Genomic DNA, 14,869 nt, shown 5'->3' with positions numbered 1-14,869 from the left:
TTATGTCATGGTGAATAAGAAGCGGCATATGAAAGTGAAGTTATGGAGTGTAAGAACTTTAATCATACTTTTCTTTGCGATTAGTGCGATAACGTTATCACAAGGTGTTGTGTATGTACAAGACATAGTAAAAGAGCGTTTTTTCAGTAAGACTAAGACAATATCGGAAAGAAATTATGATTTTACTAGTATAGGTGAAAATTTCGATGATTCCAAAATAGATGAAGATGAATATGAAGAAGTAGAAGATACAGGTATAAGAACGAAAACGGGTAAAAAATTTCAACCTTTCGAAAGAGAAAGTCTATGGAGTGACGTGCTTTCTGTTCTTTCAAATATATGGATTACTATAGCTTTTTATGTGATAATTGCAATATCAATTATATATGCCATCTACAAGTATATTAGGAAAAAATTGACGAAAACAGAAATAGTACAGGAGAAAGAATTGATTACAAAGCACACTGCGGTAAGAAGCATAAAGAATGAAAAAGTCATTCATCAGTTAGAACAGCCGTTACCGACAGATAAGATAAGAAAAACGTTAGTTGAATGGGAAAGAACATTACCATTTCATGAACAGAGAAGGTCCTATGAAACGATGCAACAATGGTTAAAAAGAATTTGTAGAACAAGGGATATTATCTCGTTATATGAGTCTGTTCGTTATGGTGAAAAGACGTATACGGATTTAGATGTGGGAGAAATAATGAAGTGGGTAGAGGGAGATGGGAAGGTGGATACATAAATATTCACCTTTTCTTTTTTATATGGAAATTTGATTAACATGAATTATTTTCTTATATGAAACCGTATTCGAATAGGTAAACAAAATTAACTTTATTTACTTATACTTCATTACATGTTAACCTATACTTAATTTTTATAAATTATAATTAATTTTTAATTTTTTAAGGGTGTGAAAATGTAATGAAATCGGTATTAAAAAGCATACTTATTTCCTTTGTTTTTTCAGCAGTAGGTATGTGTTGGTTACTGTACGTATTATTCAAAGGGGACGGAGACTGGTTATTGTCTTGGATAGGTGTATTAATGGCATATTTATCTTTATATACTTTAATAGATTTATATTGTAAAAATACATACGATAAAAAAATAAATAAATGGCTTATAAAAACAGCGGTGACTAGTTTTAGTTTTTCTGTATTAGGAATCTCATTTTGTATCATACATGAGCTATTAACACCATGGAGTCTTAGTTTAATGGTGTGGTATTGGTTGCTAATGTTAGTATTATTTTTAACAACTATAATATCATTAATCAGTTTAGTATTTGTTAATCGTAAAAATCACAATTTCACCGTTGGATATAGAATGCTCATACTTCTAAATGTATTTCTTACACTAGGACCAGTATTATGGCCGCTATTACTTTCTATTATTGGAAATGGTATGAATGCTAGTGCGGGCTGGTAAAAAGGAATATAAATTAGTTGTGTAAAGAATAGGATGAAAAGTTGATATAGAATTTTAAATGTTTAAGAGAACATGTTTACATAAAAAATGAAAACATGTTCTCTTTTTATTTGCATGCATAACTCTTCCTCAGTTTACCGTATTTAAATTTAAACGTAAGTATTTCGTAAGGAATGGATAAGAAAAAAGAGAGATTTATCATATAGGATGAAAGTATAGCTTGAATCAATCCGATATTAATGGAGGAGAGAAAGCCTTATGAAAAAATGTAATTCAATTAAGTTAGCAAGTTTTGCAGTTTTATTAGCGGGTACTGCTCTATTCACACCTGGTTTTACTGTGACTGCAGAGTCAACTCAAAATATTTCTAGTTCGTCACAAGTACATGATCAAAAGAATCGTAATGGCTGGAAACAAGTAATGCAGGAAACAGTACAGCTTGGTGCTGTAGGAATATTAGCTAAGGCGTCTAATAACGGAAAAACTAGTAGTTTTACTGCTGGCGTGGCGGACTTAAGTACAAAGAAACCGGTGAATTCGGATTATCGCTTTCGGATTGGTAGTGTGACGAAGTCGTTTACTGCCACGACTATTCTTCAATTAGTAGGAGAAAAGCGCTTACAACTTGACGATCCAATTGAAAAGTGGCTACCGGGTCTCGTGCAAGGAAATGGGTATGATGGTAATCAAATTACGATACGACAACTTTTGAATCATACGAGTGGTATCGCTGAATACTTAAAGTCAAAAGACGCGGACATAATGAATTCGAAAAAAACGTATACAGCAGAAGAAATAGTGAAAATAGGCCTTTCGCTGCCTCCAGATTTCTCGCCGGGTAAAGACTGGTTGTATTCAAACACAGGATACGTAATACTAGGAATGCTTATTGAAAAAATAACTGGAAATAGTTATGCGGAAGAAATCGAAAAGCGAATTATTGAACCTTTGGACCTATCAAATACGTTTTTACCAGGAAATTCACCCGTCATCCCAGGAAAGAATCATGCTCGTGGATATGTAAAAATGGAAGGAACAGGCGAGTTGAAAGATATTACTTATTATAATCCGAGTTTAGCTAATGCAGCTGGAGATATGATTTCTAATGCGGATGATTTAAATAAGTTCTTTTCATCTTTACTCGGTGGTAAGTTACTGAAGGAACGCGAGCTAAAAGAAATGCTTACTACAGTTCCTATAGAAGGAAAAGGGGTTGGTGACGCATACGGTCTTGGAATCTATGAGACTAAACTTCCAAACGGTGTTTCAGTTTGGGGGCATGGAGGAGGAATTCCTGGATTTACAACTTTTGCTGGGGGAGTAATTGGAGGCAAACATACATTGGCTATCAGTCTCAACTCTATAGGTGGGGGCGATATTGTTCCGCAGTTTAATAAAATGATGCAAATTGAATTTAATAAATAGATGAAAAGAAAGTGAATGGAATTTTGTTATAGTTATATTTAAAAGAGGTGCTTTTTTAAGTTCGCAACTATGGACAGTAGTTGCATTTATGATATGGCATCAATTGTATTTCAAAGTGAAAATCAATCTTAATGCTTACGATAAAAATAAAAAGGATGTCAGTTACATGACATTCTTTTTATTTTGGATAAAAAAGGTATGTGGTTCTGAAAATTGTTATTTTTAAAATTATTAAATATAATGAAGGATATAGGGGCGCCAATAGGGGAGTTATGAATGGGAAATACTTTAGTTAGTTAATTATTTCTCGTTTTAATCAAAATAATTATGAGTTGATTTGGAGTTGAATACAATGGGAGAAAATCATTATAAATGGAGTAATAAACAATTACGAGAACATGTTGAAATAATAGATGGTAAAAGAAGTCCGCACATTTTATGTAAGAACGCAACTTATTTAAATTCCTATATGCGCGAGTGGATGCAAGCAAATATTTGGATCTATGATGACCGGATTGTTTATGTAGGGGAAAAGCTGCCAGTGCAACTGCATGAATGTGAAGTCATTGATTGTGATGGAAAGTATGTAGTTCCAAGTTACATAGAACCTCATGCACATCCATATCAATTATATAATCCTGAAACTTTAGCGAATCATGCGATGCAGTTTGGGACAACAACTTTTATTAATGATAATTTAACTTTATTTTTCACATTAAAGCGTGAAGAAGCATTTCGTTTATTAGATGAATTTGAAAAGATTCCAGCAAGTATGTATTGGTGGTGTCGTTTTGATGGACAAACTGAATTGCAAAACGGGGAAACTTTATTTAATCGTGAAGAAATAATAGAATGGCTTAAGCATAAAGTAGTTCTTCAAGGCGGCGAACTAACAGCGTGGCCAAAACTATTACATGGCGATGATGAAATGTTAACTTGGATGCAGGAAACGAAGCGATTGCAGAAGAAAGTAGAAGGACATTTTCCGGGTGCATCTGAAACGACTTTAGCGAAGTTAAAACTGTTAGGTACAGATTGTGATCATGAAGCGATGACAGGGCAGGAAGCTTTCACTCGTCTTATGCAAGGTTACACTGTTTCCCTAAGAAATTCTTCAATCCGCCCAGATTTAGAAGTTTTACTGAAAGAATTGTTGGAACTAGGCGTAAAGCAGTTTGATAGATTCTTTTTTACAACAGACGGCTCACATCCTTCGTTTTATGAGAATGGAATGACAAACGTTATGATTTCTACCGCGATAAAACAAGGAGTGCCAATAATAGATGCATACGATATGGCAAGTTATAATATTGCTCGCTATTATAATATGGAACATGTACATGGTTCGATTGCGACAGGTAGAATTGCTAATATCAATATTTTAGAAAGTAAAGAAAACCCAGTACCAATTAGTGTCCTTGCAAAGGGGAAATGGGTGAAGCGTGACGGTGTAAATACACATGAGGCATTACATATAGACTGGAGTAAACATAAAGTAACTCCATTATCATTAGATTGGTCAATAGAAAAAGAGGATATGATTTTCTCTAATAAAACGGGGATACACTTATTAAATAACGTTATTACAAAACCATACACTAGTGAAATCAATATAGACTGTGATGAATTGTCCACAGATCATGATGAATGTTTCCTTATGATGATTGCTCGTGATGGCAGTTGGCAAGTGAATATAGCTGTCAAAGGTTTTGCAAAAGAACTAGGTGGGCTTGCTAGCTCTTATTCTGGTACAGGTGACATCATTCTTATCGGAAAAAGAAAAGAAGATATGCTTACAGCTTTTCGTAGAGTAAAAGAGCTCGGTGGTGGAATGGTCATAGTAGAAAACAATGAAGTGTTACACGAAATAGCATTACCATTGCTCGGGATTATGTCTAATTTAAAAATGAGAGAATTAATACAGGAAGAGAAACAGATGGTGAAATTACTACAAGAGCGTGGCTACGCGTATGATGATCCAGCATTTACAATTTTATTCTTTTCTGCGACGCACTTGCCTTTCATACGAGTAACACCTATAGGATTATATGAAGTGAAAAGTAGTAAGGTAGTTGCCCCGCCCGTGAATTTGATAAAGCAATATTAAAAGGAAAGATCCTATAAAAATTTTATTTTATAGGATCTTTCTTATTATTAGCATAAGAATATTGTAAGCCTCAAATGATATAGTATCTAAATCATTTGAGGTGATATGTAAATATGAAAAAAATATTTTACATTTTAAGCGTATTTATTCTGTGTGTATCGATACAACACGTTGCACATTCCCAATCAGATGCACCAGAGTTATCTTCGGATTGTCTCGAAGAAAGAAAAGTTAGAGATGAAAAGTATGTGAAGAATATAATACAGGACATTAAATCCACATTTAATTTAAATATTGATGAACATAGTTTTTGGGAAGTAAGTAAAAGAGATCTGGAGGCTGCTCATTTGATGTATGGTGGAAAGGAAAATGATTCTTATTATACTTCGCTAACTAAAATTTATGATAGTGGTGGATTTAGCGAACAGCCCAGCCTATTTGTGAGGGCGCAAGAAGCATTTTTACTTTATAAAGAAAAAGATAATATCAATGTAATGAAACGCCTAAAACTAGACGTTGAAAAAGGGGAATGGCTCGTTATAAAAACGAAAAAGAAGAAAGGGAAAAAAGTGAAATTTAAGCCGTTGCAATGTGAAAAAGATTATATGAAAAAGAGAAATGAATAACAAAATACTTATTCATGCTGTTTTTATTCAACGATATTTTGCTGTTGATTTGAAATAGAAAAAGGTAAACGAACATATTAGCTTTATGGAATATGTTTGTTTACCTTTTTTTGAGAGATTTAAAAATTGGGGATATTGTTAGTTGGAAATTTTTCACTGGCTAATGAACTTATAACATTCAATGAATTTGTTCTTCATAAACATTAGATTTTGTGTCAAATGATTTATACATTGCCGAAACACCTATGTATATTTTATTCTACAGTATTTATAAAAGAATGTTGGCTATTCATAAGAAATATGATTGGCACGGTTTTTGCTTGTATTACATGTAAGGAAGGGAGATTGTATGTAAGGAATCTGTACTCGTAATAGTATAAAACAAGCTACTATTGCATTATTAATCATAGTTGTATTTATAGCGGAACTGTAAATACATACAAATAAGTGGTTTTTTTGATTTTAAAATTCTGAATTTTCATTTAAATTATTAGGGGGCAATGGTATGGTTAAATATTCGAAAATTTCTAAGTGGATTCTTGGTGTTGGACTAGTGACAATAACATGTAATGGTTTGCAAATTCAAGCAGAGACAAAAGAGAAAAATGTGAAGAACGTATTACAAATGGAGCCGGTAGGAATACAGAAATCTGTTAATGAATTGGCGCACCCTTCAAAAGTACAAGAAAATGAATCTTTTACAAAACGGTTAAAATTAGCGGATTTATCGCAGCGTCCACTAGCACCAACCGATAATATTAAGCCGTTAGCTGAAGAAAAAAAGTATTCGATGGCTGAGTTAAATCAATTAAATAATAAACAATTAACTGATCTTCTTGTGACAATTAAATGGTATCAAATTCCGGAATTATTTCAGTTTAATAGTGATAGTCTTAAATTCTATCAAGATGATAGCCGAATGCAAGCGATTATTAATAAACTAGCAGAACAAGGACAAGCTTATACGCAAGATGATTCAAAAGGGATTGAAACATTAGTAGAAGCTCTACGTGCAGCGTTTTATTTAGGTTTTTACCATGATGAATTAAGCAAACTAAATGAGCGTAGCTACCATGATAAATGTTTACCAGCTTTAAAAACAATTGCAAAAAATCCAAATTTCAAACTTGGTACATCAGAACAAAATAAAGTAATTGCATCATATGGAAAATTAATTGGAAATGCATCAGCAGATGTTGAAACGGTTTTATATGCAGGTGAAATTTTTAAACAATATAACGATAATCTTGCAACTTTCATTGAAGACCGAACAAAAGGAGACGCTATATATGAGTTGATGAAGGGAATTGACTTTGATATTCAGACGGATATGTACACGACTGGAAAAGAGCCAAAAGATACGATGTGGTTTCGAAATATTGATAACTTTATTAATGAAATAAATCGTTTTGCACTACTTGGTACAGTAACAAATAAAAACGGATGGTTAATTAATAATGGAATTTACTATGCTGGCCGATTGGGCAAGCTTCATAGCACGCCCACAAAAGGACAACAAGTTGTTACAGATGCAATGCGAATTTATCCATATTTAGGAGAGCAATACTTTGTTGCGGCAGAACAAATTACTACAAATTATGGAGGAATAGATGCGAGTGGAAAAACTGTAAATTTAGATCAAATTCGAGAAGAGGGTAAAAAGAAATATTTACCGAAAACGTATACGTTTGATGATGGTGCAATTGTCTTTAAAGCTGGGGATAAAGTTAGCGAAGAGAAAATTAAACGTCTATACTGGGCGGCAAAAGAGGTGCGTTCTCAATTTTATCGTACAGTTGGTAGCGATAAACCACTTGAAAGTGGACATGCTGATGATGTGTTAACGATGGTTATTTATAATAGCCCAGATGAGTATCAATTTAATCGTCAACTGTACGGATATGAAACGAATAATGGTGGGATTTATATTGAAGGGACAGGGACTTTCTTTACATATGAACGTACACCAGAGCAAAGTATTTATAGTCTGGAAGAATTGTTCCGCCATGAATTTACGCACTACTTACAGGGAAGGTACGAAGTTCAGGGATTATGGGGCCAAGGGGAAATGTATCAAAATGAACGTTTAACATGGTTTGAAGAAGGGAATGCAGAGTTCTTTGCAGGTGCAACGCGATTAGATAGTGTAGTACCACGAAAAAGTATAATTGGTGGGTTATCTAATGATCCTGCAAAACGTTATACAGCATCACAAACATTAAATGCGAAATATGGAACGTGGGATTTTTATAATTATTCGTTTGCACTGCAATCATATATGTATAATAAGCGCCCAGAAATGTTCGATAAAGTACATGATTTAATTCGCGCAAATGATGTTTCAAGTTACGATGAATACCGTGCTACATTAAGCAAAGATAATAAGTTAAATGAAGAATATCAATCTTATATGCAAATGCTTATTGATAATCGTGATAAGTATACAATTCCACAAGTATCAGATGAGTATTTAACTCAGCATGATCCAAAATCGCTTTCGGACGTTACTTCAGATATTACGAATGAAGCGAAATTAAAAGATGTGAAAGTAACAAAGAATAAATCACAATTCTTTAATACATTTACACTACAGGGGACATATACAGGAAGTGCGGCTAAAGGAGAAGTTGAGGACTGGAAAGTGATGAATGAAGCAACGAATGATATGTTGAAACGTCTTTCAGGAAAAGAGTGGACTGGATATAAAACATTGACTGCTTATTTTGTAAATTACCGTGTAAATAATGCTGGGCAATTTGAATATGATGTTGTGTTTAGCGGAGTGAATACGGAAGAAGGTACGGCTGTAGAAAAAGAACCAAATAATTCATTTGAAACAGCAAACCCACTATCTTTGAATATTTTGTTAAGAGGAACCTTGAGCGATCAAGATCAGGGGGATAAATTTGTTATTGATGTAAAGGATCAAAAAGATTTACAAATTTCTGTTACGAACGAACAAAATCTTGGATTGAACTGGGTATTATATTCTGAATCAGATTTAAATAATTATGTAGCTTATGCAACAAAACGTGATGGAAACAAATTGCTTGGAAATTATAATGCAAAGCCAGGGAAATATTACTTAAGTGTATATAAGTATGGTGGTGGAACAGGGAATTATACGGTACAAGTAAAATAGTTTACTATAGTTTGTTTTGAAAGGCTACTTATTACATTTTTTAGCGAAATAAAGTATTTAATGTTAAACATTAAACTAATTCAACATATCCCTGTTCTAATTATAGAACAGGGATATGTTGGCTTTATATTTTTAATTTAAATAACCTCATTGGATTTTGATAAGAAAATAATTAATATAGATCTGAATTCTCATTCGTAAAGCATGTTTTAATCTTCTTAATGCTCTTTCATTTTTGTCTCAATGCTTGTTTTCAAATCAGTTGATACTTGATTGAAATACCCCAAAACGATCTCCCTAATATCATCGGATATAACTTTCAAATCACTAGCTAAGTTTTCAGCGAGATGTTCTTTTTCTATTGGCTGTAACTTCGTATAAAATTCACCAGCTTGTGTAAAGTCATCCTGTTTCGTTATAGAAGCTCTTTCAAGTTTACCTTCAACGTACCTTCCTTCACCGGTTGTAATTTGATTAGCAGGTGTCCAATCTTGCTGCTGGTTAATCGTTAATTTGCGAAATTCTGGACCAATTCTTCTTCTTTGTGAATCACTGTAAATGTTAGCGCGCCCTTGCAGCATTTTATCATCTGATAGTTCTGCACCATCCAGTAAATTAGAAGGAGAGAATGCGACTTTTTCTACTTGTTCCATAAAATTTTCAGGATTTTTATTTAATACCATTTTCCCGACTGGTATGAGAGGATACGTCTGTTCATCCCATACTTTTGTGTCATCTAAAGGATCATAAGAAAGGTGCGCTTCATCTTTCGGATCCATGAGCTGGACGTATAAACCATACTCCACTGGTTTACCATTTTCAATAGCATCATATAAATCTTTCCCGCTATAATCAGGATTTTCGGCAGCTAGTTTAATTGCTTCTTTACTAGTAATGTACTGTACACCTTCAAACGGGTACCAATGATACTTTACATACTTTCGATTACCTTCCGCATTTCTCCATACATATGTATTAACACTATGCCCTGGAATGTGGCGAAGACTTTTGGCCGTACCATTATTAGAGTATAAACGGACAACAAAATGAATAGATTCAGGTGCTTTAGCGACAAAATTCCAAAATCTATTAGGGTCTATTAAGTTATTTTTAGGTGAAGGCAATAATGCTTGAATCGTTTCAGGGAAACGCATCGGATCACGGACAGAAAAAACAGGAATGTGATTACATAAAAGGTCAAAAATGCCTTCTTTTGTATAAAATTTTGTAGAAAAACCGCGTACATTTCTAGCAGTATCCGGTGTTCCTTTCGTACTAACAGCTAACGAAAATCGCACCATAACAGGAACTTTCTCATTAGAATTTTGTAAAAAACTTAATTTAGTATGTTCAGACATCGAATATATCGTTTGAAAATAACCGAACGCACCAAATCCTTTTACATGAACAGGTCTTTCTAAAATTTTTTCATGAATAAATTGTTGTAATGACTCATGTAGTACACTATCTTGCTCTAGTACGGGTCCACGTGAACCAACTGTTTGAGAGTGAAGGGTAGCTTGTTCATTACGTTCGCCTTTTTCATTAAAGTGATTCCCTAGTAAAGATTGCCCCTGTTTATCATAGTTTTCATTCATCGATATAGCCTCCAAATTTATTTCGTCTATTGTTACTAAATATGATTTTATAATCTTGATTATGTATGATATGCAAAGTAGTAACAGACCGCTAGATGAAAAAAACGTGTATGTAGTGGACCTGTTGAAATAGAAGAAATTATGGAAAAATGAATATCGTGAAGAAAATTACTATTAAAATTTTAATCTAAAAAATGAATTTATACATGAGTTTATAGAGAATGAACAGAAATAAACAGGGAAAATAAATAGGAGGAATTTAACATGTCGGATTGGTTTCAATTAGATAAAGAATATATGATGTCTACATATTGTCGTACAGAGGTTGCAATGGAAAGAGGAGAAGGATGTAAACTATATGATGTAGATGGTAAAGAGTATTTAGATTTATTTTCTGGCGTAGGAGTAAATGTATTAGGATACAATCATCCTAAAATTGTACAAACGACAATGGAGCAAGTTACAAAATCGTTGCATCTGCCGTTTCATTTTTTAAACCCAGTTGCGATTGAGTATGCAAAGAAATTAGTGGATTGCTCATTAAAAAACGGAAAGGTCTTTTTTACAAACTCTGGTACGGAAGCGACAGAAACAACTTTGAAATTAATTGATAAATATAGAGCTAATACGAATGAAGAACGTGAAGGAATTGTAGTGCTGAAGAATAGTTTCCATGGGCGTACGTTAGGGGCACTTCATTTTACGAGACAAGAAAGTGTATATCAAAATTTCCCTAAAACATCGATTCCTGTATATGAAGTAGAGCGCGAAAATATAGAGCAATTAGAAGAAACAATTATTCATGAAAATCCAATTGCGATTATGCTAGAGCCGGTTTTAGGAAGCGGGGGGATTTATCCTTTATCGCGTGAATATTTACATGGCGTTCAAAACTTATGTGAGAAATACAATCTACTACTTATCGTTGATGAAATTCAAAGTGGTATGGGGAGAACCGGGAAACTGTTTGCGTATCAAAATTTTAATATCACACCGGACATTATTCAAATTGGTAAAGGAGCAGGAGGCGGGATACCGCTAGGAGGAATTATTGTAGGTGAAAAGCTATGTGATGTATTTGCACCTGGAGATCATGGAACAACATTTGCTCATTCATCAATGGGAACGGCTTTAGGGTTAACGGTATTAAACACATTGATTGAAGATGGTTTAATGCACGAAGCGTATGAAACGTCACTATATTTAAATGATAAATTACAAGAAATTCAGAAAGAAAATTCTTATTATATTCAGGAAGTACGTCATGCTGGTATGATGTTTGGAATTAGTTTAAATGATACAAATGAAAATGTGAAAAAATTACAGGTAGAGCTAATGGAGAAAGGGATATTAGTTGACGTAACACAAGGGAATATCATCCGTTTACTTCCTCCATATATAATTACAAAAGAAGAAATTGATACATTTATTACTCAATTTATTACTTGTATGGATAAGGTTGCTACTGTAGTAAGTGCTTAAAAATTAAAAGCTATATTTTATATAAAGTGCACTCTAATTGTTGGGGATAGTTTACAATTGGAGTGCATTTTTTATAGTTGAATTTTGTAAAATACAGTCGTTTGTATATGATAACGGAAAAATAGAAGGAATTTCGTTATATTTGAGTGGTGAAGAAAAGGGAAAGTATAAAGATAGTAGATAAAGCGGGTGGTTTAAATAACTAATGATAGAACGTTTTGAAAATAATAGCATACGAATATATAAATAATAAGAATGAGGTGATATATTGGAAAATAATGATATTCAATTTACTTCTTTACAAATGAGAACGGATAAATATGGTTGGGCTAGTATTCAATATACAAATAAAAAGCAGGCTATCTTATATACTCGAAACGGAGGAGTAGAATGGGATGTTGTCAATCCTCTTAATTCAATTGTATTATTTGGGTATCCAATAAACGCTCGAAGCTCTTGGGCATATGGTTTAACAAAAAAGAATGACGATTTATTGCCAGCTATATTTTATACAGTTAATAGAGGAGAAAGGTGGAGTGAGTTTATTTTACCGGTTGAAGAAGATTGGGAGAAATCGACTGATGTTCAAGTACAATTGCATGCTACGAATATGGATAGTATATGGATTGTATTATCTAGAAAGCTTGCATCAAATAAATTTGAACATAATTTATACTATTTGAAAACGAAAGGGAAAGTTTGGAAAGTAATAAAAAATATAAGTATTAGTGATAGTATTTCAGGGATAACATTTATAAACGATCTAATTGGGTTTATTTCACTACAAAAACATTATGAAACATCAACGGTATTTAAAACAATAAATGGTGGGGAAAGTTGGCATCCTATAAAAGATATTCCAAGTCTTGAAGGAATTAATAATGGGACTGCTATGGCTTATAAAGCAATCTATAAAAATAACTTATTAGTAATACCAACTAAAATGAATGATGATGTATTTTTAATGAATTACTCATTTGATAAGGGGAATTCGTGGCATATTTCAAATAAAACAATAAATACTAGTAAAGTGGCTGTTTCGTTTTTTAGTTCCTATTATGGCTGGGTTATAAATAGTGAAAATGGGAGTGTGTATCAAATAATAAAAAAAGGAGCAAAATGGATTAAAGTATCAAGCAATCCATTATTAAAAAATGTATTTTGTTTGCATTTTTTTAATCGGCGTAAAGGTTGGGCGTGTAATAAAAAAGAAATATTTACTACAAAAGATCGCGGTATAACATGGAAAAAGGTAGTATATAAAATTAATAATATTGATAAATTTATTTAAAAAAGTCCTAAAGAAATTAGGACTTTTTTTGTTTTTTATGGTGAGAGTTGTAACAAACAATGATAAGAGAAAGGAGGTAAGTGCAGAACTTATATTTTTAAAAATAGACGGTTGTTTTTACACAGTATAATTCACTTTTGAATATGTTAATAAAGTAGCAAATTCATAGGAAATGGTAATACTTAATATTTTATGTCACATAATGTGTAAAGGGGGCGTGTAATGAAATCGTTAACGGTTATTATTTTGTACAGTGAAAGAGAGCAAATGTTAGAAGAGTCAATTCAATCTATATGGAAGCTAAATCCTCTTGAAATTATAATTTTCGTTCCTAACGATAGAAGTAATTTGTATGAAATAGCAAAGAAACATAAATGCCATATTGTTTTGATGGATAAATATAGTACGTATTATGATGGGTATGAAGCTTCTGTAAAGGCAGCAAAAGGAGATGTATTGTTATTTGTAGATAGTAATTTTTTATTATCTTCAACTGAAATGAAGAATTTTATTGAGCCAGTTGTTACAAATCAGGCGGATGTAGTATTAAACAGAATAGATAAATTTATAGAAGTTGGTAAATGTCCGAATATGGATATTGTTTGGAGAAAAATGTTAAATGAAATTTTAAGTCGACCAGATTTAAAAAGCAATTCAATACTTTCATTACCATATGCACTTACGAAAGAAGTAGTGGTAAATATCGGCTTTGATTATATAAAAGATATCGTTCTAGCTCATATGAACATAGTGAATCAAGGCTGGCGGATTAACAATCAATATGCAATAAGAACGTTATCTAAAGATGAAATGTTAGAAGAAGAAGGGTATTTATTTAAAAAAGAATTATTAGAAAATGAAAAAGAGAAAGTGGAAAAATATTTAATTGGTATATCCAAATGGATAGAGAAAAAGGGAAGAAGAGTAGGATTTACTGATGCAGGAAAAAGAAGAGATATTATTCAAAGATTAGGTGAAAGCAAGCAGTATCCTTCGTATCATCGAGGCTGGGGAATGCATTCTTCAATTTATAACGGGAAACAACTTTCTGTCATTATACCAGTACAAAATGAAGAAGAGACTATAGAACAAGTAATACTTGAGGCGAGAAAAATAGAACCACTAGAAATAATTGTCGTTGTAAATGGTTCGACAGATCAAACGGCTAATATTGCTAAAAGACTTGGTGTTACTATTATTGAATATAACGAACGACTTGGTCATAATGTTGGACGTGCTATTGGAGCGCTTGAAGCTACAGGAGATATTCTTTTATTTATTGATGGTGATTTTAGTGTTTCAGGAAGTAATTTGCATCATTTTACAAAAGCAGTTTCAGCTGGTGTAGACATAGCATTAAATGATTTGAATCCGATGTTACATCCTCCGTTTTATGTTGTAGACGTCGTAAAATATATGCTTAATTTAGCATATAATCGTCCAGAATTAAGCAATGGCTCATTAGTAGCAATTCCACATGCTATGAGTAGATCATGTTTAGATGCAATAGGCTGGGAAAGCTTACTATGCCCTAGTCTTGCACAAGTAAAAGCTATATTACAAGGGTATAGAGTAGAATGTGTACATTACGTTGATGTTGTAAAACCGAATAGAATTCGTTTAATGGAGAATGTAAGTTACAATGGACATCCTCCGGCAGTATTAAGAATAATTGGTGATCACGTTGAAGCTCTCTCTTACTTAATAGAACATCTTGAAATAGATGGAAAGGGTGATTAAACTGTTAGACCAGTACAAAAA

General features: G+C 32.8%; 10 protein-coding genes. 9 read left to right on the top strand and 1 reads right to left on the bottom strand.

Features of this window, described 5'->3' with window-relative positions; translation table 11 throughout:
- The first annotated feature begins 7 nt into the window (after positions 1-7).
- The 6 genes from EBQ15_RS07700 to colA all read left to right on the top strand — a co-directional run bounded on the left by EBQ15_RS07700 (position 8) and on the right by colA (position 8,737).
- The gene (locus EBQ15_RS07700; RefSeq protein ID WP_000247506.1) at positions 8-748 is read left to right on the top strand and encodes a hypothetical protein; all 741 of its coding nucleotides are present in this window, start codon (positions 8-10) and stop codon (positions 746-748) included.
- A gap of 182 nt (positions 749-930) precedes the next feature.
- The gene (locus EBQ15_RS07695; RefSeq protein ID WP_000843833.1) at positions 931-1,437 is read left to right on the top strand and encodes a DUF3902 family protein; all 507 of its coding nucleotides are present in this window, start codon (positions 931-933) and stop codon (positions 1,435-1,437) included.
- 258 nt (positions 1,438-1,695) lie between these two features.
- Positions 1,696-2,862 carry a serine hydrolase domain-containing protein gene (locus EBQ15_RS07690; protein ID WP_000710632.1) on the top strand — a complete coding sequence of 389 codons (1,167 nt, stop codon included), beginning with the start codon at positions 1,696-1,698 and terminating at the stop codon, positions 2,860-2,862.
- A 352-nt stretch (positions 2,863-3,214) separates the two neighbouring features.
- Positions 3,215-4,969, top strand: coding sequence for an adenine deaminase C-terminal domain-containing protein (locus EBQ15_RS07685; protein WP_000504387.1), 1,755 nt, complete (start codon positions 3,215-3,217; stop codon positions 4,967-4,969).
- Positions 4,970-5,082: 113 nt separating this feature from the next.
- Positions 5,083-5,595, top strand: coding sequence for a hypothetical protein (locus EBQ15_RS07680; RefSeq protein ID WP_000719370.1), 513 nt, complete (start codon positions 5,083-5,085; stop codon positions 5,593-5,595).
- 505 nt (positions 5,596-6,100) lie between these two features.
- Positions 6,101-8,737, top strand: coding sequence for a collagenase ColA (colA, locus tag EBQ15_RS07675; protein ID WP_000241887.1), 2,637 nt, complete (start codon positions 6,101-6,103; stop codon positions 8,735-8,737).
- A 218-nt stretch (positions 8,738-8,955) separates the two neighbouring features.
- On the opposite strand, the gene EBQ15_RS07670 is transcribed toward colA, so the two are convergent.
- Positions 8,956-10,335, bottom strand: coding sequence for a catalase (locus EBQ15_RS07670; protein ID WP_001005109.1), 1,380 nt, complete (start codon positions 10,333-10,335; stop codon positions 8,956-8,958).
- Positions 10,336-10,599: 264 nt separating this feature from the next.
- On the opposite strand from EBQ15_RS07670, the gene EBQ15_RS07665 reads away from it, so the two are divergent.
- The 3 genes from EBQ15_RS07665 to EBQ15_RS07655 all read left to right on the top strand — a co-directional run bounded on the left by EBQ15_RS07665 (position 10,600) and on the right by EBQ15_RS07655 (position 14,848).
- Positions 10,600-11,817 carry an aspartate aminotransferase family protein gene (locus EBQ15_RS07665; protein ID WP_001286470.1) on the top strand — a complete coding sequence of 406 codons (1,218 nt, stop codon included), beginning with the start codon at positions 10,600-10,602 and terminating at the stop codon, positions 11,815-11,817.
- A 268-nt stretch (positions 11,818-12,085) separates the two neighbouring features.
- A complete protein-coding gene (locus EBQ15_RS07660; protein ID WP_000429621.1) occupies positions 12,086-13,108 on the top strand; it encodes a hypothetical protein in 1,023 nt (340 codons plus the stop codon).
- 222 nt (positions 13,109-13,330) lie between these two features.
- Positions 13,331-14,848 carry a glycosyltransferase family 2 protein gene (locus EBQ15_RS07655; RefSeq protein ID WP_000839317.1) on the top strand — a complete coding sequence of 506 codons (1,518 nt, stop codon included), beginning with the start codon at positions 13,331-13,333 and terminating at the stop codon, positions 14,846-14,848.
- Positions 14,849-14,869: the final 21 nt, after the last annotated feature.

The sequence above is a fragment of the Bacillus sp. 2D03 genome (assembly GCF_003946765.1).
GTDB classification, from domain to species: Bacteria; Bacillota; Bacilli; order Bacillales; family Bacillaceae_G; genus Bacillus_A; species Bacillus_A cereus.
The sequence above is the reverse complement of the archived record's forward strand: the minus strand, read 5'-3'. Positions and strand labels throughout refer to the sequence as shown.

Bases quoted from the DNA above. Each gene is read 5' to 3' on its own strand.
- EBQ15_RS07700 (WP_000247506.1), top strand. From the start codon at position 8: ATGGTGAATAAGAAGCGGCATATGAAAGTGAAGTTATGGAGTGTAAGA.
- EBQ15_RS07695 (WP_000843833.1), top strand. From the start codon at position 931: ATGAAATCGGTATTAAAAAGCATACTTATTTCCTTTGTTTTTTCAGCA.
- EBQ15_RS07690 (WP_000710632.1), top strand. From the start codon at position 1,696: ATGAAAAAATGTAATTCAATTAAGTTAGCAAGTTTTGCAGTTTTATTA.
- EBQ15_RS07685 (WP_000504387.1), top strand. From the start codon at position 3,215: ATGGGAGAAAATCATTATAAATGGAGTAATAAACAATTACGAGAACAT.
- EBQ15_RS07680 (WP_000719370.1), top strand. From the start codon at position 5,083: ATGAAAAAAATATTTTACATTTTAAGCGTATTTATTCTGTGTGTATCG.
- colA (WP_000241887.1), top strand. From the start codon at position 6,101: ATGGTTAAATATTCGAAAATTTCTAAGTGGATTCTTGGTGTTGGACTA.
- EBQ15_RS07670 (WP_001005109.1), bottom strand. From the start codon at position 10,335: ATGAATGAAAACTATGATAAACAGGGGCAATCTTTACTAGGGAATCAC.
- EBQ15_RS07665 (WP_001286470.1), top strand. From the start codon at position 10,600: ATGTCGGATTGGTTTCAATTAGATAAAGAATATATGATGTCTACATAT.
- EBQ15_RS07655 (WP_000839317.1), top strand. From the start codon at position 13,331: ATGAAATCGTTAACGGTTATTATTTTGTACAGTGAAAGAGAGCAAATG.